This window comes from Ensifer adhaerens (genome assembly GCF_020035535.1).
GTDB lineage: Bacteria > Pseudomonadota > Alphaproteobacteria > Rhizobiales > Rhizobiaceae > Ensifer.
The window spans coordinates 4,147,005-4,169,413 of record NZ_CP083349.1; the positions used below are offsets into that span (position 1 = coordinate 4,147,005).

General features: G+C 64.1%; 18 protein-coding genes. 10 read left to right on the plus strand and 8 right to left on the minus strand.

The genetic code is table 11. From position 1 onward, the window contains the following. Positions 1 to 74 precede the first annotated feature (74 nt). The 3 genes from LAC81_RS20220 to LAC81_RS20230 all read right to left on the minus strand — a co-directional run bounded on the left by LAC81_RS20220 (position 75) and on the right by LAC81_RS20230 (position 2,625). Entirely contained in the window at positions 75 to 773 is a 699-nt protein-coding gene (locus LAC81_RS20220; RefSeq protein ID WP_223726207.1) for a B3/4 domain-containing protein, read from the minus strand. 33 nt (positions 774 to 806) lie between these two features. Next, on the minus strand, positions 807 to 1,724 hold the full coding sequence (locus LAC81_RS20225; RefSeq protein WP_223726208.1) for a DMT family transporter: 918 nt from the start codon (positions 1,722 to 1,724) through the stop codon (positions 807 to 809). Between the two features lie 94 nt (positions 1,725 to 1,818). Next, positions 1,819 to 2,625 carry an AraC family transcriptional regulator gene (locus LAC81_RS20230; protein WP_223726209.1) on the minus strand — a complete coding sequence of 269 codons (807 nt, stop codon included), beginning with the start codon at positions 2,623 to 2,625 and terminating at the stop codon, positions 1,819 to 1,821. A 176-nt stretch (positions 2,626 to 2,801) separates the two neighbouring features. On the opposite strand from LAC81_RS20230, the gene LAC81_RS20235 reads away from it, so the two are divergent. The 10 genes from LAC81_RS20235 (at position 2,802) to LAC81_RS20280 (ending at position 15,846) form a co-directional block, all read left to right on the plus strand. Next, positions 2,802 to 3,389 (plus strand): ANTAR domain-containing response regulator, encoded by a 588-nt coding sequence (locus LAC81_RS20235; protein ID WP_113536687.1) that lies wholly within the window; start codon positions 2,802 to 2,804, stop codon positions 3,387 to 3,389. A gap of 22 nt (positions 3,390 to 3,411) precedes the next feature. Then, positions 3,412 to 4,713: a CmpA/NrtA family ABC transporter substrate-binding protein gene (locus tag LAC81_RS20240; RefSeq protein ID WP_419195787.1), complete on the plus strand. Its 1,302-nt coding sequence runs from the start codon at positions 3,412 to 3,414 to the stop codon at positions 4,711 to 4,713. A 344-nt stretch (positions 4,714 to 5,057) separates the two neighbouring features. Continuing rightward, on the plus strand, positions 5,058 to 6,350 hold the full coding sequence (locus tag LAC81_RS20245) for a CmpA/NrtA family ABC transporter substrate-binding protein (protein WP_113536685.1): 1,293 nt from the start codon (positions 5,058 to 5,060) through the stop codon (positions 6,348 to 6,350). A 64-nt stretch (positions 6,351 to 6,414) separates the two neighbouring features. Beyond that, entirely contained in the window at positions 6,415 to 7,308 is an 894-nt protein-coding gene (gene ntrB / locus LAC81_RS20250; protein ID WP_223726211.1) for a nitrate ABC transporter permease, read from the plus strand. A 14-nt stretch (positions 7,309 to 7,322) separates the two neighbouring features. Further along, positions 7,323 to 8,123 carry an ABC transporter ATP-binding protein gene (locus tag LAC81_RS20255; RefSeq protein ID WP_113536683.1) on the plus strand — a complete coding sequence of 267 codons (801 nt, stop codon included), beginning with the start codon at positions 7,323 to 7,325 and terminating at the stop codon, positions 8,121 to 8,123. Between the two features lie 5 nt (positions 8,124 to 8,128). Beyond that, positions 8,129 to 10,591 carry a nitrite reductase large subunit NirB gene (gene nirB, locus LAC81_RS20260; protein ID WP_223726212.1) on the plus strand — a complete coding sequence of 821 codons (2,463 nt, stop codon included), beginning with the start codon at positions 8,129 to 8,131 and terminating at the stop codon, positions 10,589 to 10,591. Between the two features lie 4 nt (positions 10,592 to 10,595). Further along, a complete protein-coding gene (nirD, locus tag LAC81_RS20265; RefSeq protein WP_113536682.1) occupies positions 10,596 to 10,931 on the plus strand; it encodes a nitrite reductase small subunit NirD in 336 nt (111 codons plus the stop codon). Between the two features lie 2 nt (positions 10,932 to 10,933). Next, on the plus strand, positions 10,934 to 13,588 hold the full coding sequence (locus LAC81_RS20270; protein WP_223726213.1) for a nitrate reductase: 2,655 nt from the start codon (positions 10,934 to 10,936) through the stop codon (positions 13,586 to 13,588). Beyond that, positions 13,560 to 15,062: a siroheme synthase CysG gene (gene cysG / locus LAC81_RS20275; RefSeq protein ID WP_223726214.1), complete on the plus strand. Its 1,503-nt coding sequence runs from the start codon at positions 13,560 to 13,562 to the stop codon at positions 15,060 to 15,062. Before LAC81_RS20270 ends, cysG begins: the two co-directional genes overlap by 29 nt. An 88-nt stretch (positions 15,063 to 15,150) precedes the next feature. After that, entirely contained in the window at positions 15,151 to 15,846 is a 696-nt protein-coding gene (locus LAC81_RS20280; RefSeq protein WP_223726215.1) for a DUF2268 domain-containing putative Zn-dependent protease, read from the plus strand. 69 nt (positions 15,847 to 15,915) lie between these two features. On the opposite strand, the gene LAC81_RS20285 is transcribed toward LAC81_RS20280, so the two are convergent. From LAC81_RS20285 to LAC81_RS20305, 5 genes are all read right to left on the minus strand, one after another. Next, complete coding sequence (locus LAC81_RS20285; RefSeq protein WP_223726216.1) at positions 15,916 to 16,335, minus strand: GFA family protein; 420 nt, start codon at positions 16,333 to 16,335, stop codon at positions 15,916 to 15,918. A 145-nt stretch (positions 16,336 to 16,480) separates the two neighbouring features. Beyond that, complete coding sequence (iolB, locus tag LAC81_RS20290) at positions 16,481 to 17,281, minus strand: 5-deoxy-glucuronate isomerase (RefSeq protein WP_223726217.1); 801 nt, start codon at positions 17,279 to 17,281, stop codon at positions 16,481 to 16,483. A 143-nt stretch (positions 17,282 to 17,424) separates the two neighbouring features. Then, positions 17,425 to 18,324, minus strand: a complete 900-nt coding sequence (gene iolE / locus LAC81_RS20295) for a myo-inosose-2 dehydratase (protein WP_223726218.1) — start codon at positions 18,322 to 18,324, stop codon at positions 17,425 to 17,427. Between the two features lie 98 nt (positions 18,325 to 18,422). Beyond that, positions 18,423 to 20,276, minus strand: a complete 1,854-nt coding sequence (iolD, locus tag LAC81_RS20300) for a 3D-(3,5/4)-trihydroxycyclohexane-1,2-dione acylhydrolase (decyclizing) (protein WP_223726219.1) — start codon at positions 20,274 to 20,276, stop codon at positions 18,423 to 18,425. Positions 20,277 to 20,351: 75 nt separating this feature from the next. Next, on the minus strand, positions 20,352 to 22,289 hold the full coding sequence (locus LAC81_RS20305) for a bifunctional 5-dehydro-2-deoxygluconokinase/5-dehydro-2-deoxyphosphogluconate aldolase (RefSeq protein ID WP_223726220.1): 1,938 nt from the start codon (positions 22,287 to 22,289) through the stop codon (positions 20,352 to 20,354). Positions 22,290 to 22,409: the final 120 nt, after the last annotated feature.

Sequence of the window (22,409 nt, forward strand, 5' to 3'; positions counted from 1 at the left end):
GATTTCCCTCCGGCCGGTGCCCAACGGCGCCGGCCGGCATCTCGGCGCTGATGCGCCGTATCTGAGCGATTCCCCTATATCGAAAAATCGAAACGCGGCGACGAACGATCGAGCATGGCCGTGCTCGGGCGATCGCCCCAGGCTGCGGCGATCGCCTCCGAAAGCGTGGCGATCAACCGCGTGACATCTTCTCGCGCCGTCCCGTGCAGGGCTTCGGCAACGATCAGCGCATGGGTCGTTTGAGGTCGGATCGCCGAGCGGCCGCTCTGCCGGTTGGTCCAGCGCCGGGCATGCGCCCGCCCTTCGCCATCCGCAAAGATCACTTCGCCGGCCTCCGGGTTTTCGGTCTCTCCTGCGAACGTCAGATAGGTCTCGTTGCCGGAAGCCCGGCGAACATGCAGATAGCCGCTGACATGGGCCAGATCGAAGACGGCGATCGGGATCGCGAAGGCGAGAGAGCTGGCGTTGCAGAGGTCGATCAACGGATGGATCGCCGGCAAGCGGCCTTCCTTCCGGAAGCGCCGGAGTAGTGCCTCGGAAGCCGAGCGATACTGTGTCGGTTTCAGTCTCATCCTGGCAAAGGTCCGGCGCCAGGCGTGGATTTCCGGCAGGTCGCTCTCCGAGCCGGTGCCGCAGCGGTCGTTTGCTATTCCCAGCAAACTGCGAACTTCGGCTTCGACCGAAACATTGCTGCGTATGCCGTCCGTGAACAGCGCGCCGGCGCTGAGTTCCGGGAAGTCGCGCCAGATATCGTCTGCGTGTTGGAAGTGCATGAGGAGCCTCGAAATGGATACATTCATTCTCGTTCAAGCCTCCCCGGCGGAAAAGCTGCGTGCCGTCCTTCGGCTGGCAATGATCTGGGGCACGGTCAGGCCGAGAACGGCGCCGAGCACGCAGCCGATCCCAAGCAGTTGATGGCTGCCAACCGGCTCTCCGAGCAGCAGAAAGGCGAAGATCACCGCCGAGACCGGCGCCAGCGCCGTGAAAACGGAGGCCTCGGTGCCGCTCACTTTCGCCGATCCTGCATACCAGAGCACGAAGCCGGCAACGGTCGGGATGAGGGCATAGTAGAGGACCGCAAGGATCGCGTTCTTGTCGATCGCGGCAGTTGCATGTGCCTCGAAGAGGGCGGGGATGAGGGCGACCGCGAAGCCGAGGCCGGTCATCAGTGTCGAGAGCGCCAGGGGCGAGATCTCTGCCTTCACGCGTTTGTTGAGAAGGATGAACAGACCCTCGCAGATGACGGCGCCGAAAATGAGGGCGATGCCGAGCGGAGAATGGCTTCCGGTCTCGCCGGGCTTGAAGACGATGGTGAGCACGCCGACAGCGGCGAGCGCGATCGCCGCCAGCATCCGGCGGTCGGGGCGCTCGCCGAGAACGAGGATGGCTATGGCGGCGGAAACCACCGGCAGGGTGCCGATCACCACGCCGGCATCGGTTGCCGACGTCAGGCTCAGGCCGGCGATCAGCAGGGTGGTGTAGCCGACGCTGCCGGCGCCCGCCTGCGCAAGAAGGATCAGCCAGTCGCGGCCTTTAAGTTTCGGCCATGACGTCCTGGTGAACCACATCAACAGCAGGAAGAGCGGAAAGGCGATGGCGAAGCGCAGGGCTGTCGCGGTGAAGGGTGCAAGCCCGGCGGCAATGATCTTGCTGGCGATCACCGTGCTGCCGACGAGGATCATCGCCAGTGAAAGATTGAGATAGCCCTGAAATTTTTTCGACATGTCCGTTCTCCGTTGCAGCGCCGCGCTTGTCGCTGCGCAGCCCGTGCAGCCATGCGCCCGGAGAGGGTTCGGGTCTTGAACGGAATTGCGGGTCCTACTTTCTGGCCTCGGCATAAAGGCCGGGGGAGAGGCCATACTTGCTGACGAACACCCGTGTCATGTGGCTCTGGTCGGCGAAGCCGGCGGCAAACGCAGCCTCCGCCAGCGGCGTGCCCTCGTCGATCAGGCGGCGAGCAAGATCGATGCGGCATTGGACGATATAGGCATGCGGTGTCAGGCCGACCGCACTCGCGAAATTGCGCACCAGTTGAAACCGGCTGAGCCCGGCCTCGGCGGCAAGATCGGCAAGGGTGATCGCGGCTGTCGGATCATCGTCGATCATCGTCTTTGCGGCGGTGACCGTTGCCGGTCTTTCGTGGTGCTCCGGCCTGCCGGTGGCAAGAGCGCTCGCAAGCAGCAGCAGAAGCCGCTCCTCGCGCCGGATCGCCTCGTTCTCTGTTGTCGGGTCTGTGATCGCTGCGAACAGCGCCCGGAACTGATTTGCCGCTTCCGCATCCTTGAAAGCCGGTGAGGCAAACTCGCCGGCGTCCGAACGGCCCTGGCTGATATCCTTGGCGGCGGCAGCGATGACGGACGGATCGAAATAGAGCATGCGCCACGAGCGGCCGGCATCCCCGATCGGCGCGCCGTCATGCACCTCGCCGGGATTGACGGTGATCATGTCGCCGGCGCCGGCTTCCACCACGCCTCGGCCGCTGAGCGATTTCTGGGCGCCCTGGTAGATGAGGCCAATGCCGAACTGGTCGTGGGTGTGGCGGGCGAAGGAATGGCGCGATTCCGCCTCGACCGCGTCAATACCCGCGGTCGCGCTGCGCAGCATCCTGAACTGACCCTTTGTCATCCGTGCGCCGATCCTGTTGCTCGTTGTCCTTTTACATCGTCCGAGCGTCTCCCGCTATCGCCACGGCCTCGCCCAATCAAATGGCGTTCCGCATAAATTTTGAGCATAATGCTAAAATGTCAAAATATTGTGCAAATCCTGTTGCGAAAAATGCTGCGCCGCATCATGATCGACGCATGACGCACCGGGACCTCACCATTCTCGTCATTGACGAGAACGCCATCCGCGCCTCGATTATCGAGGAGGGATTGCATGAGGCCGGCCACCGCAAGGTCACGGTCATTCATGAAGTCCAGGGCATGGCTCGGACCATCGAGACGCTTCGGCCCGATGTCATCGTCATCGATATCGAAAACCCCAACCGCGACATGATGGAGCACCTGTTTCAACTGACCCGCACCGTCGGGCGGCCGATCGCCATGTTCGTCGACCGCTCCGATACGGCCTCGATCGAGGCGGCGGTCGAGGCGGGCGTCTCCGCCTATGTGGTCGACGGGCTGAAGAAGGAGCGCGTCAAGCCGATCCTCGACATGGCCGTCAGCCGCTTCAACGCCTTCAGCCGGCTGCAGCGCGAGCTCGCCGATGCGAAATCGGCGCTGGAAGAGCGCAAGGTGATCGAGCGCGCCAAGGGCATCCTGATGAAGATGCGTGGTCTCTCCGAGGATGAGGCCTTCGCGCTCCTGCGTCAGACGGCGATGAACGAAAAGAAGAAGATGTCGGATATCGCGCAGAGCGTGGTGACGGCCGCAGGGCTGCTGATGTGAACCGTCGGAAGGAGAAACCGGAGTGAACATCATGACGACCATCGATAATTCGCGACCTGGCGCGGCGATGGGCGAGGGGGTGCCCGCGCCGGTGAAGCTCGGCGGCGAAGGCACGCGAACGATCCGCGCCGGCTTCATTCCTCTGGTCGACGCTTCCGTGCTGATCGTGGCGGCGGAGCTCGGCTTTGCCCGCAGGGAAGGGCTGAAGCTCGATCTCGTCAAGGACGTTTCCTGGGCCAATGTGCGCGACCGGCTCGCCTTTCGTCAGTTCGATATCGCCCACATGCTTTCGCCGATGCCGGTGGCCGCCATGCTCGGCCTCGGTTCCAATCCCTCGCCGACGATCGCCCCTTTCTCGCTCGGGCGCGGCGGCAATGCGATCACGCTGTCCAACCGGCTTTTCGCGCGCATGCAGGAGGAGGGTGGTCTTGGCGAGGTTGAGGATGCGCTTGCCCATGCGCGCGCGCTCGCTGCGGTGCTTGCCCGCATGCGTCGGGGCGGCGAGGCGGCGCCAAGGCTTGGTGTCACCTATCCCTTCTCCTCGCACAATTACGAGGTCCGCTACTGGCTGGCGGCCGGCGGCATCGATCCCGACCGCGACGTCAAGCTTGTGGTGGTGCCTCCGCCGCTGACTTCGGATGCGTTGGCTGCCGGCGCCATCGACGGTTTCTGCGTCGGCGCCCCCTGGAACATGGTGGCCTCCGAGCGTGGTCTTGGGCGCATTGTCGCCGCCAAGCAGGATATCTGGCCATCGGCGCCGGAAAAGGTGGTCGGCATGCGACCAGAATGGGCTGAGGGCAACGCCGAGACCGTATCGCGGCTGCTTGTGGCGCTCGACCAGGCGGCGCGCTGGTGCGATGTGCCTGACAATCGCGGCACGCTTGCCGAATTGCTTGCCACCCCCCGCTACATTGGCGCCCCGGTCGAAATCATCCGCAGGGTTCTCGCCGGCGAGTTCGCCATTGATGCGGCCGGCAACAGGCGCGTGATCGACGACTATTTCGTTTTCCATCGCGATCACGCCAACTATCCCCGTTCCGGTCAGGCACTCTGGATCTACAGCCAGATGGTGCGTTGGGGGCAGGTACGGCTGTCACCAGGCATGCAGGCGCTTGCGGCTGCCGCCTATCGCCCCGACATCTATCGCCAGGCACTCGGCACGGCGGCCGCTCCCGCCGATGCCGATATTCGTATCGAGGGTGACAGACCGGGCGAGCGCTTCATGGATGGCCACGTTTTCGATCCCGTTGATATCGAGGCCTATATCCGCTCTTTCCCCGTTCGCGCCTCGATGGCGCACGCTTCGGTCGAGCTGGAGAGCTGAGCATGGCGCACCATGTTTGTGCAGAGTCTCGACGCGGAATATGTGCACCGCACAATAATTCAGCAGGCTCTACAATAGGCGCATTTATGGGCGCCGCACTCGCATCCGAAAATTACGGTTTTAATTCAAGGCGCTAACTGTCGCGCCGACGAACTGGCACGGCCTTTGCTTTTCTAGAAATGCTTCGGTCAACGGCGATCGAAGCGAAATCAAACGCCAGATCGCGTTTGCCGAAGACACCGACGTCGCAAGGTTTTGTTCCCGAGGATTCCTCCCGATCCCGGACGCAATCACCGAGCGGCGTTTTTTTATGTCCGTTATCCGGCCAGCAGAGGAACCTGCGCATGACCAAGTTTTCGACCGGCGGTCTGACCCGCCGCAGCCTGCTGAAGACCACCGCGACCGCTGCACTGTTCGGCGCGGTCAAGACGGCCTTCCCATCCGGTGCCTTTGCGCAAGGCTCCGGGCCGGAAACCACCAAGGCGGTACTCGGCTTCATCGCGCTTACCGACTCGGCGCCGCTGATCATCGCCAAGGAGAAGGGGCTCTTCGACAAATACGGCATGACCGACGTCGAGGTGGTCAAGCAGGCCTCCTGGGGCACGACGCGTGACAACCTGGTGCTGGGCTCCGCCGGTTCCGGCATCGATGGCGCCCATATCCTGACGCCGATGCCCTATCTGATCTCGACTGGAAAGGTCACCCAGAACAACCAGCCGCTGCCGATGGTTATCCTCGCCCGCCTCAATCTCGATGCGCAGGCGATCTCGGTCGGGCAGGCCTATGCCAATCTCAAGGTCGGTATCGACGCCTCCGCGCTCAAGGAAGCCTTCGCCAGGAAGAAGGCCGAAGGCGTCGCCGCCAAGGTGGCTATGACCTTCCCCGGCGGCACGCACGATCTCTGGATCCGCTACTGGCTCGCCGCCGGCGGCATCGATCCGGATAGCGATGTCGAAACCATCGTCGTGCCGCCGCCGCAGATGGTCGCCAACATGAAGGTCGGCACCATGGACTGTTTCTGCGTCGGTGAGCCCTGGAACGAGCAGCTCGTCAACCAGAAGATCGGCTACACCGCCGTCAACACCGCCGAGATCTGGAACGAACATCCGGAAAAGTCCTTCGCCATGCGCGCGGACTGGGTGGAGAAGAACCCGCGCGCCGCCAAGGCGCTTACCATGGCCATCCAGGAAGCGGCGCAATGGTGCGACGACATGACCAACAAGGACGAGCTGGCCAAGATCGTCGGCAAGCGCAGCTGGTTCAACGTGCCGCCGAAGGACATCGTCGATCGCCTCAAGGGCGAATACGACTACGGCAACGGCAAGATCGTCGAACAGAGTCCGCACTTCATGAAGTTCTGGCGCGATCACGCGTCCTATCCCTTCCAGAGCCACGATAGCTGGTTCCTGACCGAGAACATCCGCTGGGGCAAGTTCGCGCCCGATACCGACATCAAGGCGCTCGTCGCCAAGGTCAACCGCGAAGACATCTGGCGTGAGGCGGCCAAGGATCTGGGTGTGACCGACGTGCCGGCATCCACCTCGCGCGGCGTCGAAAAGTTCTTCGACGGCAAGGTCTTCGATCCCGCCGATCCGCAGGCGTACCTCAAGAGCCTTTCCATCTCGCGCGTCGCCTGACCATTGCGACGGTCGCGGCCAGTGCTTCGCGACCGTCCGTTTTCGAATTCCAAGGAGAACGGCCATGACCGTCACCAACCTCAAACTCAAGGACCAGTCGGCGCCGCGGCCTGCCGCGCGCGTGATCGCCTTGACCCACTCGGCAAAGCCTGGAAGCAGCCGTCCGTGGCTCGCACGGATCACCGCCGGTGCTGCCAACATTGCGCCGCTTATCGTCACCCTGTCGTTGATCCTCATCGCCTGGCAAATCCTCTGTTCGGCGCCTGATTCCAGCCTGCCGTCACCGACGCGCGTGATGGAAGAAAGCTGGGAGCTGATCGCCCATCCCTTCTATGTCGGTCAGGGCGTCGACCAGGGGCTTTTCTGGCACATCGCGGCAAGCCTGCAGCGCGTCGCGGTCGGCTATGCACTCGCCGCCGTCGTCGGCATCGCGCTCGGCGCGCTGGTCGGCCAGAGCCAGCTTGCCATGCGCGGACTCGATCCGATCTTCCAGGTGCTGCGCACCGTGCCGCCGCTCGCCTGGCTGCCGCTGTCGCTTGCCGCCTTTCAGGACGGCAATCCCTCGGCGATCTTCGTGATCTTCATCACCGCTATCTGGCCGATCATCATCAACACCGCCGTCGGCATCCGCAACATCCCGCAGGACTACCAGAACGTCGCCAAGGTGCTGCGTCTCAACGCATTCGAATACTTTGCCAAGATCATGCTGCCGGCCGCAGCCCCCTACATCTTCACCGGCCTTCGCATCGGTATCGGTCTCTCCTGGCTGGCTATCGTCGCGGCCGAAATGCTGATCGGCGGCGTCGGCATCGGCTTCTTCATCTGGGACGCCTGGAACTCCTCGCTGATCAGCGACATCATCGTCGCGCTGATCTATGTCGGCATCGTCGGCTTCCTGCTCGATCGCCTCATCGCCCTCGTCGGCCGCGTCGTCACCCGCGGCACCGCAACCGCTTGAGAGAGGGGAAAGCCATGACCAAGAGCTATCTTTCGCTGGAACTGATCGACAAGAGTTTTGAGCGCGGCGGCACCCGCACAGAAGTGCTGAAGCAGGTGTCGCTATCTGTCGACAAGGGCGAGTTCATCTCGATCATCGGTCATTCCGGCTGCGGCAAGTCGACCTTGCTCAACATCGTTGCCGGCCTGACCCAGGCGACGACCGGCGTCGTACTGCTCGACGGCCGGGTTGCCGACGAGCCGGGGCCGGACCGTGCCGTCGTCTTCCAGAACCATTCGCTGCTGCCTTGGCTGACGGTCTACGAGAACGTCCGCCTCGGCGTCGACAAGGTCTTCCGCGCGACGAAAGCCAAGGCCGAGCGTCACGACTGGACGATGCGCAACCTCGAGCTCGTGCAGATGGCGCATGCGGCCGAGAAGCGCCCGTCGGAAATCTCCGGCGGCATGAAGCAGCGTGTCGGCATTGCCCGCGCGCTTGCCATGGAGCCGAAGGTGCTGCTGCTCGACGAGCCTTTCGGCGCGCTCGATGCGCTGACTCGCGCGCATCTTCAGGACCAGGTGATGCAGATCCACGCGGAACTCGGAAACACCGTGCTGATGATCACCCACGATGTCGACGAGGCGGTGCTGCTTTCCGATCGCATCGTCATGATGACCAACGGGCCGTCGGCCCGCATCGGCGAGATCCTCGACGTGCCGCTCGCCCGTCCGCGCCGGCGTATCGAGCTTGCCGGCGACCGAACCTACCTCAAATGCCGCGAAGCCGTGCTCAAGTTTCTCTACGAGCGCCACCGCTTCGTCGAAGCTGCGGAGTGATCACCATGGCCGAACACACCCCCGAAAAGCTCGTGATCGTCGGCAACGGCATGGCGCCGGGCCGCATGCTGGAAGAATTGTTCGAGAAGGCGCCCGGTCGCTACGCGGTGACGATCTTCAACGCCGAGCCACGCGTCAACTATGACCGCATCATGCTCTCGCCGGTGCTTTCGGGCGAGAAGGACTACGAACAAATCATCATCCATGGCGACGGCTGGTACATCAAGCATGGCATCACGCTGTACAAGGGTCACAAGATCGTTGCCATCGACCGTACCGCCAAGACAGTCACGTCGGACCATGGCGTGACGGAGAGCTACGACAAGCTGGTGATCGCAACGGGTTCGGTGCCCTTCATCATTCCGGTCCCGGGCAAGGATCTGCGCGGTGTCATCACCTATCGCGATCTCGACGATGTGCAGGCGATGCTGCTTGCGGCCCAGTCACGCGAAAAGGCTGTCGTCATCGGTGGCGGTCTCCTCGGTCTTGAGGCTGCGGCCGGCCTCAATGCCCGCGGCATGGACGTGACCGTCCTGCACGTCATGCCGACTTTGATGGAGCGACAGCTCGACCCGGCCGCCGGCTACCTGTTGCAGAAGGCGGTCGAGGAGCGCGGCATCAAGGTCATTACCAAGGCGAATACCAAGCGGATCGTCGGCGATGAGAAAGTCGAGGGCATCGAGCTCGATGACGGCCGCATCATCCAGGCGACCCTGGTCGTGATGGCGGTGGGCATCCGGCCGAATGTCGGCCTTGCCAAGGAGGCGGGGCTTGCCACCAATCGCGGCATCGTCGTCGATGCCGGCATGCAGACCTCCGACGGGCACATCATGGCGCTCGGCGAATGCGCCGAGGTCGGCGGCGTGGTCTATGGCCTGGTGGCGCCGCTCTACGAGATGGCGAGAATTGCCGCACGACACCTGGCCGGCGATCGCAGCGGTGCCTTCGTCCATTCCGATACGCCAACAAAACTGAAGGTAACCGGCATCAACCTCTATTCGGTCGGCGACTTCGCCGATGGGGATGGGCGCGAGGAAATCGTCCTTCGCGACGCCACCGCCGGCGTCTACAAGCGCCTGGTCCTCAAGGAAAACCGGATCATCGGCACGGTGCTCTATGGAGAGACCGGTGACGGCGCCTGGTTCAACGATCTGATGAAGCGTGGAACCGACATCACCGAAATGCGTGAAACACTGATCTTCGGCCAGGCCTACCAGGGTGGATCGCCCCTGGACCCTATGGCGGCCGTTGCAGCCTTGCCGGATGATGCGGAGATCTGCGGCTGCAACGGCGTCTGCAAGGGCAAGATTGTCTCGACGATCGGGGACAAGGGCCTGACCTCGCTCGACGACGTGCGCGCTCATACCAAGGCGTCCGCCTCCTGCGGCTCCTGCACCGGTCTCGTCGAGCAATTGATGTCGCTGACGCTCGGCAATAGCTACAATCCGGCCGCCGTCCAACCGATGTGCACCTGCACCGAGCTCGGCCATGATGATGTCCGTCGGCTGATCAAGGCCAAGGGCCTGAAGACCATTCCTGCCGTGATGCAGGAGCTGGAGTGGAAGACCTCCTGCGGCTGCGCCAAGTGCCGCCCGGCGCTCAACTACTACCTCGTCTGCGACTGGCCGGACGAATATGCCGACGACTACCAGTCGCGTTTCATCAACGAACGCGTTCACGCCAACATCCAGAAGGACGGCACCTATTCGGTCGTGCCGCGCATGTGGGGCGGCGTCACCAATTCCGGCGAACTGCGCGCCATTGCCGACGTGGTCGACAAGTTCGAGATCCCCCTGGTCAAGGTGACCGGGGGCCAGCGCATCGACCTGCTCGGCATCGAAAAGGAAGATCTGCCGGCCGTCTGGGCCGATCTCGGCAAGGCCGGCTTCGTCTCCGGCCAAGCCTATGCCAAGGGCCTGCGCACGGTGAAAACCTGCGTCGGCTCCGACTGGTGCCGCTTCGGCACGCAGGATTCGACCGGCCTCGGCATTCGCATCGAAAAGTTCATGTGGGGGTCCTGGACGCCCGCCAAGTTGAAGATGGCCGTCTCCGGCTGTCCGCGCAATTGCGCGGAGGCGACCTGCAAGGACATCGGCGTCATCAGCGTCGACAGCGGTTTCGAGATCCATTTCGCCGGCGCCGCCGGTCTCGACATCAAGGGCACGGAAGTCCTTGGCCTGGTCAAGACCGAGGACGAGGCGCTGGAGCATATCGTGGCGCTGACGCAGATGTACCGCGAGCAGGCACGCTACCTCGAGCGCATCTACAAATGGGCGAAACGCGTCGGCCTCGACGAGATCCGCCGCCAGATCATGGGCGATGCCGAGAAGCGCAAGGCCTGTTTCGACCGCTTCGTCTTCAGCCAGAAATTCGCCCAGGTCGATCCCTGGTCGGAGCGCGTCTCCGGCAAGGACAAGCACGAGTTCCGGCCGATGGCGACGGTCGGTTTTTCCCAAGCTGCGGAGTGAGGTGATGGATATGAACTGGCATCCGATCGGCGATATATCCGACATTCCCCTGAGGGGCGCGCGCTGCGTGAAGACGCCTGAGGGCAAGATCGCGGTGTTCCGCACTGCCGAAAACGAGGTCTTCGCCATCGAGGATCATTGCCCGCATAGGGGCGGGCCGCTGTCGCAGGGCATCGTCCACGGTGCTGCGGTGACCTGCCCCTTGCACAATTGGGTGATCTCGCTCGAAACCGGCAAGGCGCTCGGGGCGGACGAGGGCGCGGTGCGCACGATCCCGGTGCGCATTGAAGGCGGCGCGCTCTTCATCGCGCTCGAAAGCCTGCTGATTGCGGCGGAATAGCCATGGAGCGGGAGGTCAAGACCACCTGTCCCTATTGCGGCGTCGGCTGCGGCGTCATCGCAGCAGTCGATGATAGCGGCGGCGTCGCCGTCCGCGGGGACGGCGATCATCCTGCCAATTTCGGCAGGCTCTGCTCCAAGGGCTCGGCGCTTGCCGAAACGCTCGACCTCGACGGCCGGCTGCTGCATCCGGAAATCGGCGGCGAGCAGGCCGGATGGGACGAGGCGCTCGATCTCGTCTCGGAGCGCTTCGTTCAGACGATTGCCGAACACGGGCCGGATTCAGTCGCCTTCTACGTCTCCGGGCAATTGCTGACCGAAGACTATTACGTCGCCAACAAGCTGATGAAGGGCTTCATCGGCTCCGGCAATATCGACACCAATTCGCGGCTCTGCATGTCGTCGTCCGTTGCCGGCCATCGCCGTGCCTTCGGCTCGGACACGGTACCCGGCTGCTATGAGGACCTGGAACTCGCCGACCTCGTGGTCATCACCGGGTCCAATCTCGCCTGGTGCCATCCGGTGCTCTACCAGCGCCTTGCGGCAGCCAAGGCGGCGCGACCGCACATGCGCGTGGTGGTGATCGATCCGCGCCGCACGATGACCGCCGATATCGCCGACTTGCATCTGGCAATCCGCCCCGATGGCGACGTGGCGCTGTTCAATGCGCTCTTCGCCCATCTGGCGGCAAGTGCGGCCCTCGACCATGCCTATGTCGCCGCCCACACCAGCGGCTTTGCCGAAGCCCTCGCCACGGCCGCGATCGATGAAGCGGCGTTGGTCCGTGCGACGGGCCTCGAACCGTCGGAAATAGCTGCCTTCTTCCACCTGTTCGAAACGACGGAAAAGGTCGTCACCTGCTACAGCCAGGGTGTCAACCAGTCCTCCGTCGGCACCGACAAGGTCAACGCCATCATCAATTGTCATCTGGCGACCGGCCGTATTGGTCGGCCGGGCATGGGGCCGTTTTCGCTTACCGGTCAGCCCAATGCCATGGGTGGTCGCGAGGTCGGCGGCCTCGCCAACATGCTCGCCGCCCACATGGACATCGAGAAGGCCGGGCATCGGGATCAGGTGCGCCGCTTCTGGGGCGCGCCGTCGATTGCCACCAAGCCGGGGCTGAAGGCCGTCGATATGTTCGGCGCCGTTGCCGATGGCCGCATCAAGGCGATCTGGATCATGGCGACCAATCCGGTTGTCTCCATGCCGGATGCCGATGCCGTCGAAGCCGCACTCGAAGCCTGTCCCTTCGTCGTCGTCTCCGATGTGCTCCGAGAAACCGACACCGCCCGCCACGCCCATGTGCTGCTCCCCTCGCTCGGTTGGGGGGAAAAGGACGGGACCGTCACCAATTCCGAGCGCCGCGTCTCACGCCAGCGCGGCTTTCTCACTGTACCCGGCGAGGCGCGCGCCGACTGGTGGCAGCTTGCCGAGGTCGCCCGGCGCATGGGGTTCGAGGGAGCTTTCGCTTTTGCTTCTCCCGCCGAAATCTTTGCCGAACACGCCGGTCTTTCGGCCTTCGAGAACGACGGGCGGCGCGATTTCGACATCGGTGCGCATGCGGAGATCGCCGCTGTCGATTACGACGCGCTCGCACCTTTCCAGTGGCCGCAGCCGCGAGGAGGGCCAGGGCGCGAGACCCGCTTCTTTGCCGATGGCGGCTTCTTTCATGCGGATGGGCGCGCCCGTTTCGTGGCGGCGGAAAGCGCCGTACCGGATCGCGTCAGCGAGGACTTTCCCTTCACCTTGAACACCGGCCGCGTGCGCGACCACTGGCACACGATGACCCGCACTGGCAAAAGCGCGCGGCTCTCGGCCCATCTCGCCGAGCCTTTCGCCGAGATCCACCCGCGCGATGCGACGGACCTCGGCATCGCTGCGGCCGATCTCGTCGTGCTCGAAAGCCCCCATGGTTCGGCGATCGTGCGCGCGCTGATCACCGAGCGCCAGGCGCGCGGCAATCTCTTCGTGCCCATGCACTGGAACGACCAGTTCGCGGCGATGGCGCGCATCGATGCGCTGGTTCCGCCGGTCACTGATCCGGTCTCCGGCCAGCCGGCTTCGAAAAATGCTGCCGTTGCGATTTGCCGTTTTTCTGCCTCGACCTACGGTTTTGCAGTCAGCGCCGCAAAGCCCTCGGGTCTCGATCTCGACTATTGGGCCGTCGCCAGGGCGAAAGGCGGTTGGCGTCTGGAACTTGCTGTGGAAGCGGCGCCGGAGGATTGGATCGGCTGGTGCCGCGAGACCTTCGGATTGCCTCGAGATATTGAGCCGATCGGTTATGCCGACGGCCCCACCGGCCAGCGCCGCCTTGCTTTCTTCGGCGGCGATCGCCTGCTGCTGGCACTCTTTCTGGCGCAGGAGCCGGTTGCCGTTGCCCGCAACTGGGCAGTCGAGCAGCTGAGCGCCTTGCACGCCGATTTGCGCATGCGCTTCGCGCTCGTCGCCGGCCGGCCCGGCGCGGACAGGCCCGACCCGGGGGCGACCGTCTGCTCCTGCTTCAATGTCGGCGTCAACCAGATCGTTGCCGCCGTCCGCGGCGGCTGCCGCTCGGTCGAAGCGGTCGGGCAGGCCGTGAGTGCCGGAACCAATTGCGGCTCTTGCCGCGCCGAAATCAGGGGGATCGTCGATGGATGCCTTGCTGCCGCTGCGGAATGAAAAGCAATGGCGCGCCGAGCCGGCGCGCATGGCCGCACTCGCCAAGCTGCCGGTTTTCTGGTCGCTCGAAGGCAAGCGCGTCGTCGTGTCTGGCGCAAGCGACGCCGCGGCCTGGAAAGCCGAGTTGCTGGCCGCCTGCGGCGCCGAGGTTCACCTCTATGCGCCCGTGGACGAACTTGGCGAAGTCTGCGAGGCACTGATCGAGAAGGGTGCCGCTCATCCGTCGGGTGGTTTCATTCACCACCACGAGGCCTGGAGGGCGGACGCGCTGGCCGGTGCAGCGCTCGCGGTTGCCGATTGCGACAGCGACGAGGAAGCGCAGATATTCTTCGGGGCTGCCCAGCAGGCCGGCGTACCGGTCAACGTCATAGACAAGCCTGCCTTCTGCCAGTTCCAGTTCGGCTCGATCGTCAATCGCTCGCCGGTCGTCGTGTCGATCTCCACCGATGGCGCAGCGCCCATTCTCGCCCAGGCGATCCGTCGGCGTATCGAGACGCTGCTGCCGCCGGTGTTGAAGGACTGGGCGGCGCTGGCGCAGGCGTTGCGCGACAAGGTGAATGCGCGGCTCAAGCCGGGCGCGCCGCGCCGCGCCTTCTGGGAACGTTTCGTCGATATCGCTTTTCAGGCGACACCGGAGGAGGGTGTCGATACGCGGCTGGTGGCGGAGATGGAGCGCCTGTCGGCGAACCATGCCGCCACTGGCCGCGTGACGCTTGTCGGTGCCGGCCCCGGCGACAGCGAATATCTGACGCTGAAGGCGGTGCGGGCGCTGCAGGCGGCCGACGTCATCCTGTTCGACGATCTCGTTTCGAACGAAGTTCTGGAACTCGCGCGGCGCGAGGCCAAGCGCATGCTGGTCGGCAAGCGCGGCGGGCGCGAAAGCTGCCGGCAGGAGGACATCAACGACACGATGGTGGCGCTGGCGCGCGCTGGCAAACGTGTCGTTCGGCTGAAGGCCGGCGATCCCATGATCTTCGGCCGTGCCGGCGAAGAAATCGCCCGGCTCGAAGAGGAGGGCATCCCGGTTGATGTCGTGCCCGGCATCACGGCCGCGAGCGCGATGGCGGCGCGCCTTGGTGTGTCGTTGACCCATCGCGATCACGCCCAGGCGGTACGCTTCGTCACCGGCCATTCCCGCCATGGCGGCCTTCCCGCTGATATGGACTGGCGGGCTTTGGCTGATCCGAAGACCACGACGGTCTTCTACATGGGCGGTCGCACCGCACCGGCCATCGCCGCACGCCTTCTGGAGGAAGGGCTGTCCGGTGACACCCCGGTCGTCATCTCCGCCAATGTCAGCCGCGACAATGAGCGGCGCTGGCAAGGTACCTTGCGCGACCTTGCGGTCGGCATTGCCGTGATCGGCTGTGACGATCCGGTCCTGATCGGCATCGGTGCCGCTTTTGGCGTAAGGCGGGTGCCGATGGTTGCTGCCCAGCCTGCGCCTTTTGCCGCAGGTTCGCTTGCAGGTTGAAACTTTCCCTCGTTCGGCGTTGCAAACACCGGCCGCATGCTTACCTTGCCGCGCGGTAGAGTGATGTCGATGACGGGAGATTCGCCAGATGCTGGACCTGCGTGTTCACTTCCTTGAAGCGTATGGATCGCTTGCCCCCTGGCGCGAAGAGGTTCTTCGCCAGGTGCGCGATACCGCCCATCGGGTCGGCGCGCGTGTCCCTGCCTCGGACAGTGCCGCTCCCATCGATGTCGTCGTTGAAAACAGGCCGGGCGAGACCATTCCGGAAATGGGCGTGGCCGGTAGTTGCTACCGCAGGGGCCTGGTCTGCCTCACGCTCGACCCTGACAACGAGAATTTTCATCCCAGTCTCGCCGCCGAAGAAGTGCGGAGAATGCTGACGCATGAACTCCATCATTCCTTCCGCCACGCGACCTGCGGCTATGGTTCCAAGCTCGGCGAAGCCTTGGTCACCGAAGGCCTTGCTGATGCCTTCGAGGCGGAGATAAACGGCGGCGACGGCCATGCCTGGAATCACGCGATTGCGGCAGGCGATTGGACGGGCTTGCTGGAGCGCGCCGAGCGGGAACTCTGGGAAGACGGCTATGATCATGCCGGTTGGTTCTTCGGCTGCGATCGCGCGCTGCCGCGCTGGGCGGGCTATACGATCGGCTATCACCTCGTGAAAACCTATCTTGCAGCCAACCCCGACGCGCGCCCGTCACAGATGACAGCGACGCCTGCATCCGTCGTCATCGGCGAAGCCTGGGCGCCGTTGAAGGAAGGTCTTTACGCCGCCGCCTGAGCGGCGCGAATGGGATGAAGCAGCCTGCTTGCGGACGTCCGCCCGCATTCCGTCCGAAGACATCGTGCTCTAGGCGTAGGGCGCTTCATCCCGATCGCGCCCGGGCAGCTTCCTGACGTCGCCGATCCAAGACAGGGCCGAGGAACACCAGATCTGTGAGCGTGGCCGGAGCTGCCGGCGCTGATTGATCGTACCGACCCGTATGCCGACTTCGAGCGCGTCCTCGTCCGTGCCGGTCGTGTAGATCGGCGAGCCACAATTCGGGCAGAAGAACTGCAGCCGTTGCCGGCCGTTGTCACCGATCTTCACATAGAGCTTCGGTTCGCCGCCGGTCAGCCGGAAGTTTTCGCGCGCGGTTCCGGCGGTCACCCGATAGGCCGATCCCGTCAGTTGCTGGCAATCGGTGCAATGGCAGATCGCGACGTCCGCCGGATCGATCTCGGCTTCATAGGTCACAAAGCCGCAGTGGCATTGCCCGTCGATATGCATGGAGGCCTCCCTGAAAGCAGGGAAGCTAGAGCGGAGCGGCAAAAAGTGTATGCCGCTTTCCGCGTTTGCGCTTGGATGGCGCCATCGACGGCGGTCGCCACAGGCTGCGCCTGAAAGCTGGCGCTGTTGACGCGTAAGTGGAAACTTACACGCCGGTGAACAGCCACTCGTGTTCGCGGGCGTTGTGGAACTTCCAGATGCGCTTCGGCCCGGCCATGACATTGAGGTAATAGACGTCGTAGCCATGCACGGCGGCGACCGGATGATAGCCCCTCGGCACCAGCGTCACGTCGCCGTCTTCGACCGCCATGGTCTCGTCGAGCGACCGATCGTCCGTATAGACGCGCTGCATGGCAAAACCCTGCGGCGGGTTCAGGCGGTGGTAATAGGTCTCTTCCAGATAGCTTTCGGCCGGCAGGTCGTCCTGATCATGCTTGTGCGGCGGGTAGGAAGAAGTATGGCCGCCGGGCGTGATCACCTCGACGACGAGCAGCGACTGCGCCGAGCCGTCGTCTTCCGGCATGATGTTGGTGACGTAGCGGGTATTGGTGCCCTTGCCGCGGGTCATTTGCGGATGGGTTCCGGGCGCAATGACCTTCGCCTTGAAGCCGTCGCCGCCCGGCGCCGAGCAGATGGCGAGGTCGAGGTTCGAGGTGGCCGTTGCCTGCCAGCGGCTGCCCTTCGGAATGTAGACGGCGTAGGGCTGGCCCTCGAAGGGGGTCATGCGCTCGCCGAGTTCGCCGAAGCTTTCGCCGTCGACGGCGACTTTCGCCTTGCCGGAAACCAGCACCAGGCAGATTTCCTTGTCGCCGGTCTCGCCTTCGGTCGTCTCGCCGGCCTTCAGCCGCTCGAGCGCGAAGCCGACATAGGTCCAGCCGGCGCTCTCCGGCGTCACGTTTTGCATGAGGCCTGATTTGGCCTTCGGTTTGACGAGCAGCTTGGACATGTCGATCTCCCTAACTCTTTATCATGGGGTGCCGGTCGTGCGGTCTGCCCCTCACCCTAGCCCTCTCCCCGCTTGCGGGGAGAAGGTGGCGGCAGCCGGATGAGGGGCCGGCCCTCACCGAACCCGGCGACCGAAAGTCTGGCCTACTTGTCGAGCCCGGCTTCCTTGGCGAAGGCCTTCAGCGACTTCAGCCCGAGCGACTGGTATTCGAACGGGTTGCGCACGGTCGAATCCTGTTCGGCCTCGATCACCAGCCAGCCGGAATAGTTGTGCTCGGCCGCGATCTTCAGCACGGGGACGAAGTCGACGCCACCCTCGCTGTCGCCGGGAACCGTGAAGACACCGCGGCGCACGCCTTCGAGGAAGGAGAGGCCTTCGCCCTCGACGACCTTGCGCACGGCAGGCCGCACGTTCTTGCAATGGATGTGGCGGACGCGGTGCATGTATTTCTTCGCGACCTCGACCGGGTCGGAACCGCCGAACCAGGCGTGGCCGGTGTCGAGCAGCAGCTTGGTCGCCGGCCCGGTGTTCTGCATCAGGAGATCGATTTCCTCGCCGGTCTGGACGATCGTGCCCATGTGGTGATGGTAGACGAGGTCGATGCCCTGGTCGGCGCAATATTGCGCGATCGCTTCGAGGTCGGCGCCGAACTTCTTCCACTGGTCGGCCGGCAGAACCGGCTTGTCGTTGGCGACCGACTTTCCGTCGTCGCCATGGATCGCGTTCGAGGTTTCGCAGACGATCGCCACCTTGCAGCCATTGTGCTTCAGGAGGTCGAGATGCGGCTGGATCGCCTTCTTCTCGGCCTCGACGTCATGGGTGAGCAGGTTGGTCGAGTGCCAGCCGGAGACGAAGACGAGATCATAGGAGCCAAGCTTCTGCTTCAGCGCCGCCGGGTCGGATGGCATCTTGTGGCCTTTCTCGATGCCGTCGAAGCCGATCTTCTGGCAATCGGAGAGGCAGTCATCGAGCGTCAGATGCGCTCCGATCGAATGATCGTCGTCGTTGCTCCAGGCGATCGGGTTGGTTCCGTAGCGGATCATGTCTTTCACTTTCTGATGCCATCCGCGGAAGGCGGATGTTTTGTGAGCATAAACGGGAAAAGCGCCCGCGCGAAAACGCGGGCGCCGAAAGGGCAATCTTAGCCGAAGCGCTGTGCGGCGAGCGCCTTCTCATAACCCTCGCGCGCCGCGTTGACCTGGGCGCGGCCCGAGACCTCGGGCACTGCGACATCCCACCAGTGGCCGCCGGCCTCGGTCGTGATCAGCGGATCGGTGTCGATGACGATCACGGTCGTGCGCGTCTCGCTCGCGGTCTCCTTGAGCGCCGCTTCGAGTTCGGAGATCGAGCCGACCTTGCGGGTGACGGCGCCCATCGCGCCGGCATGCGCCGCGAAGTCGATCTGCGGCAGTTCGACGTGATGGGTGTCCTTCAAGAGATTGTTGAAGTTGGCGCCGCCGGTGCCCATCTGCAGTCGGTTGATGCAGCCGTAGCCGGCATTGTCGAGCAGCACGATGGTGAACTTGGCGCCAAGCATGATCGAAGAGGCGATCTCCGAATTCAGCATCATGTAGCTGCCGTCACCGACCATGACGATCACGTCGCTCTCGGGCTTGGCGAGCTTGACGCCGAGACCGCCGGCAACTTCGTAACCCATGGTCGAGAAGCCGTATTCCATGTGGTAGCCGCCGGGCTCTTCCGCCTGCCAGAGCTTGTGCAACTCACCGGGTAGACCGCCGGCGGCGCAGACGAGCGTCGTGTTCTTGCCGCCGCGGGCGCGCTGCACGGCGCCGATCACCTGGGCGTCGGAGGGAAGGGCCGCATTGGTCGTGGCCGTCGCCTTGTCGGCAGCCGCCAGCCATTCCGCCTTGCCGGCCTTGGCCTTCGCGGTCCAGCTCGGATCGGCCTTGTGGCCGCCAAGACCGCCGGAGATGCGGTTGAGACCGGCGCGGGCGTCTGCGATCAGCGGCAGGCCGTTGTGTTTGCCGGCGTCGAAAGGCTGAACGTTGAGGCCGATGATCTTCAGGCCCTCGTTCTTGAAGAGCGCCCAGGAGCCGGTTGTGAAGTCCTGCAGGCGCGAGCCGACGGCGAGAACCACGTCGGCATCCTCGGCAAGCGCGTTGGAGGCGGTGGTGCCGGTCACGCCGACCGAGCCCATGTTGAGCGAATGCGAATGCGGCAGCGCCGACTTGCCGGCCTGCGTCTCGACCACGGGAATGCCGTGGCGTTCGGCGAAATCGCCGAGCTCCTTGCTCGCTTCGGAATAGAGCACGCCGCCGCCGGCGATGATGATCGGCTTCTTTGCTTCCTTCAGCGCCGCGATCGCCGTCGCCAGTTCGTCGAGATCCGGCTCGACGCGGCGCGGCACCCAGACCTTCTCGTCGAAGAAGTTTTCGGGGTAGTCGTAGGCTTCCGCCTGGACATCCTGGCAGAGCGACAGCGTTACCGGGCCGCAATCGGCCGGATCCGTCAGCACCTGCATGGCGCGGCGCAGCGCCGGGATGATCTGTTCGGGCCGGGTGACGCGGTCGAAGTAGCGCGACACCGGACGGAAGCAGTCGTTCGCCGAGATCGTGCCGTCGCCGAAGCTTTCCACCTGCTGCAGCACCGGATCGGGGCGTCGGTTGGCGAACACATCGCCGGGCAGGAAGAGGACCGGCAGGCGGTTGACATGGGCGAGTGCTGCCGAGGTCACCATGTTGAGCGCGCCGGGGCCGATCGAGGTGGTGCAGGCCATGAAGCGGCGGCGGAAGCTCGCCTTGGCAAAGGCGATCGCCGCATTCGCCATGCCCTGTTCGTTCTGGGCGCGATAGGTCGGTAGAGTGTCCTTGATCGCGTGCAGCGCTTCGCCGACGCCGGCCACGTTGCCGTGGCCGAAGATGGCGAAAACACCGCCGAAGATCGGCACCTTCTTGCCATCGATAACGGTCATCTGGCGGGTCAGGAACCGCGCCACGGCCTGTGCCATGGTCAGGCGCACGGTCTTCTGGCTCATAATCTGTTTCCTCCTCGTGGGCGAAATCGTCCCGTTCCACCCTGTCTGCTTGCATGATCAACGATTGCGTCGATCCTATGCCGCCTTTGTTTCACCCAGTTGCAGCCAGAGATCGACCAGCGCCTTGAATTTTCCGGCCATGTCGGCGATCGCCTGGTCGTCGCTCATCGTGCCGCCGAGCCAGGCCCGGCCGGCATCGGCGAAGATCGTGCGGCCGACGGCAAAGCCCCGGACCGTCTTCGAGGTGCGGGCGGCTGCAAAGCCGTCCTTGAGTTGCTCATAGGGCGCTTCGAGGCCCAAGAGCACCACGCCGCGGCAGAGCGGATCGCGCGCCTCGATGACGGCATCGATCGCTGCCCAGGCGCCGCGGCTTGCCTGCGGCTCGAGCTTCCACCAGTCCGGCTTGAGGCCGGCATCGTAGAGTTCGGTCAGCGCCCGCGGAATGGTCTGGTCGTCGAGCTTGCCATGCTTGCCGGCAATGATTTCGATCAGGATCTCACGACCAACCTTGCGCGCCGCCTCGAAGGCCGAGCGGAGCTTTGCCACCTGCTGGGCTTTCAGCTCTGCCGGATCATCCGGGTGGTAGAAGGAGAGCACCTTGATGCAGTGATCGACCGGCCAGTCGATCAGGCGGCTGCCGAGATCCTGGCTGAATTCGAACTGCAGCGGCCGCGAGCCCGGAAGTTCGATCGGCTTGCCGATCCAGAAATCGCGGTGCGCGCCGGCGGCGTAAAGCGCGTCGCGACCGTATTTGTCATCGATCAGCATGCCGAAGCCGGAGCGGCCGGCCGCCACCTGTGCGGCGGCCTTCACCGCCAGAACCTTGAAGGCGGGAATGCGGGCGAGCAGCGCGGGGTCGCCGGCAGCCATGTCCTCGAGCTGGCTGCGATGGTCGATCGCCAGCGCCATCAGAAGCGGGATATCGCGGCGGCGTGTGGTTGCCCAGTGAACGTGGTTGATCGCCTCATCCTTGCGCAGAGCCCGTTCCCTGCTGCCCTTTTCCAGGAAGAACTGCAGTTCCGTCCAGGTCGGGATTTCAGGCGCGCAGAGCAGGCGCGAGACGGCGAAGGCGCCGCAGGCATTGGCCCAGGTGGCAGACGTCGCGTGCGGCTCGTTCCTCAGCCAGCCGCGCAGGAACCCGGACATGAAGGCGTCGCCGGCGCCAAGCACGTTATAGACCTCGATCGGGAAGCCCTTGCCGACGATACCGTCTTCGAGATTGTCGGAGATCGGGCCGTCATAGACGATGCAGCCCATCGGTCCGCGCTTCAAGACGATCGTCGCCTTGGAGAGCGAGCGGATCGTCTTCAGTGCCTGGAGCAGGTCGCTTTCGCCCGAGGCGATCAGCACTTCCTCTTCCGTACCGACGATCAGGTCGCAATCGGCAAGAACCGTTTTCAGGTGCGCCGAAACCCGGTCAGACGCAATGTATCGGCTTTCGCCGGCGTCATGGCCGGCAAGGCCCCAGAGGTTCGGGCGGTAGTCGATGTCGAAGACGACCTTCGCGCCGTTTTCCTTGGCAATGCGGATCGCCTTGCGCTGGGCGGCATCGGTGTTCGGCTTGGAGAAATGCGTGCCCGAGACAAGCACGGCGCGGGCGGAGCGGATGAACTCTTCCGAAACGTCGTCTTCGCAGAGCGCGTTGTCGGCGCAGTTGTCGCGATAGAAGAGCAGCGGGAAGGTCTTGTCGTTTTCGACCGCGAGGATCGCGAGCGCTGTCAGCCGCTCCGGATCGGTGACGATGCCGCGTGTCTCGACGCCTTCACGGGTGAGCTGCTCGCGGATGAAGCGCCCCATCTGTTCGTCGCCGACGCGGGTGAGCAAGGCCGACTTGAGGCCGAGGCGCGCCGTGCCGACCGAAATATTGCAGGGGCATCCGCCGACCGACTTCGCAAAACTCGAAACGTCCTCGAGCCGCGTGCCGATCTGCTGGCCATAGAGATCGACCGAGGCTCGGCCGATGGTGATCAGGTCGAGCGGCTTGGCTCCCTGTGCCGAAACGTTCTGGCTCACTGCTTCCTCCCCGCGGACACCTTGGCGGGCCCGACCATTTTCGTACTGTGGGTGATGGCAGTATGAAACATAAATTCCGACGTTTAGTCAATATGGAATTTTCATTCTATCTGTTCCGTT

Coding starts and splice junctions, on each gene's coding strand:
- LAC81_RS20220 (WP_223726207.1), bottom strand. CDS start 773: ATGCACTTCCAACACGCAGACGATATCTGGCGCGACTTCCCGGAACTC.
- LAC81_RS20225 (WP_223726208.1), bottom strand. CDS start 1,724: ATGTCGAAAAAATTTCAGGGCTATCTCAATCTTTCACTGGCGATGATC.
- LAC81_RS20230 (WP_223726209.1), bottom strand. CDS start 2,625: ATGACAAAGGGTCAGTTCAGGATGCTGCGCAGCGCGACCGCGGGTATT.
- LAC81_RS20235 (WP_113536687.1), top strand. CDS start 2,802: ATGACGCACCGGGACCTCACCATTCTCGTCATTGACGAGAACGCCATC.
- LAC81_RS20245 (WP_113536685.1), top strand. CDS start 5,058: ATGACCAAGTTTTCGACCGGCGGTCTGACCCGCCGCAGCCTGCTGAAG.
- ntrB (WP_223726211.1), top strand. CDS start 6,415: ATGACCGTCACCAACCTCAAACTCAAGGACCAGTCGGCGCCGCGGCCT.
- LAC81_RS20255 (WP_113536683.1), top strand. CDS start 7,323: ATGACCAAGAGCTATCTTTCGCTGGAACTGATCGACAAGAGTTTTGAG.
- nirB (WP_223726212.1), top strand. CDS start 8,129: ATGGCCGAACACACCCCCGAAAAGCTCGTGATCGTCGGCAACGGCATG.
- nirD (WP_113536682.1), top strand. CDS start 10,596: ATGGATATGAACTGGCATCCGATCGGCGATATATCCGACATTCCCCTG.
- LAC81_RS20270 (WP_223726213.1), top strand. CDS start 10,934: ATGGAGCGGGAGGTCAAGACCACCTGTCCCTATTGCGGCGTCGGCTGC.
- cysG (WP_223726214.1), top strand. CDS start 13,560: ATGGATGCCTTGCTGCCGCTGCGGAATGAAAAGCAATGGCGCGCCGAG.
- LAC81_RS20280 (WP_223726215.1), top strand. CDS start 15,151: ATGCTGGACCTGCGTGTTCACTTCCTTGAAGCGTATGGATCGCTTGCC.
- LAC81_RS20285 (WP_223726216.1), bottom strand. CDS start 16,335: ATGCATATCGACGGGCAATGCCACTGCGGCTTTGTGACCTATGAAGCC.
- iolB (WP_223726217.1), bottom strand. CDS start 17,281: ATGTCCAAGCTGCTCGTCAAACCGAAGGCCAAATCAGGCCTCATGCAA.
- iolE (WP_223726218.1), bottom strand. CDS start 18,324: ATGATCCGCTACGGAACCAACCCGATCGCCTGGAGCAACGACGACGAT.
- iolD (WP_223726219.1), bottom strand. CDS start 20,276: ATGAGCCAGAAGACCGTGCGCCTGACCATGGCACAGGCCGTGGCGCGG.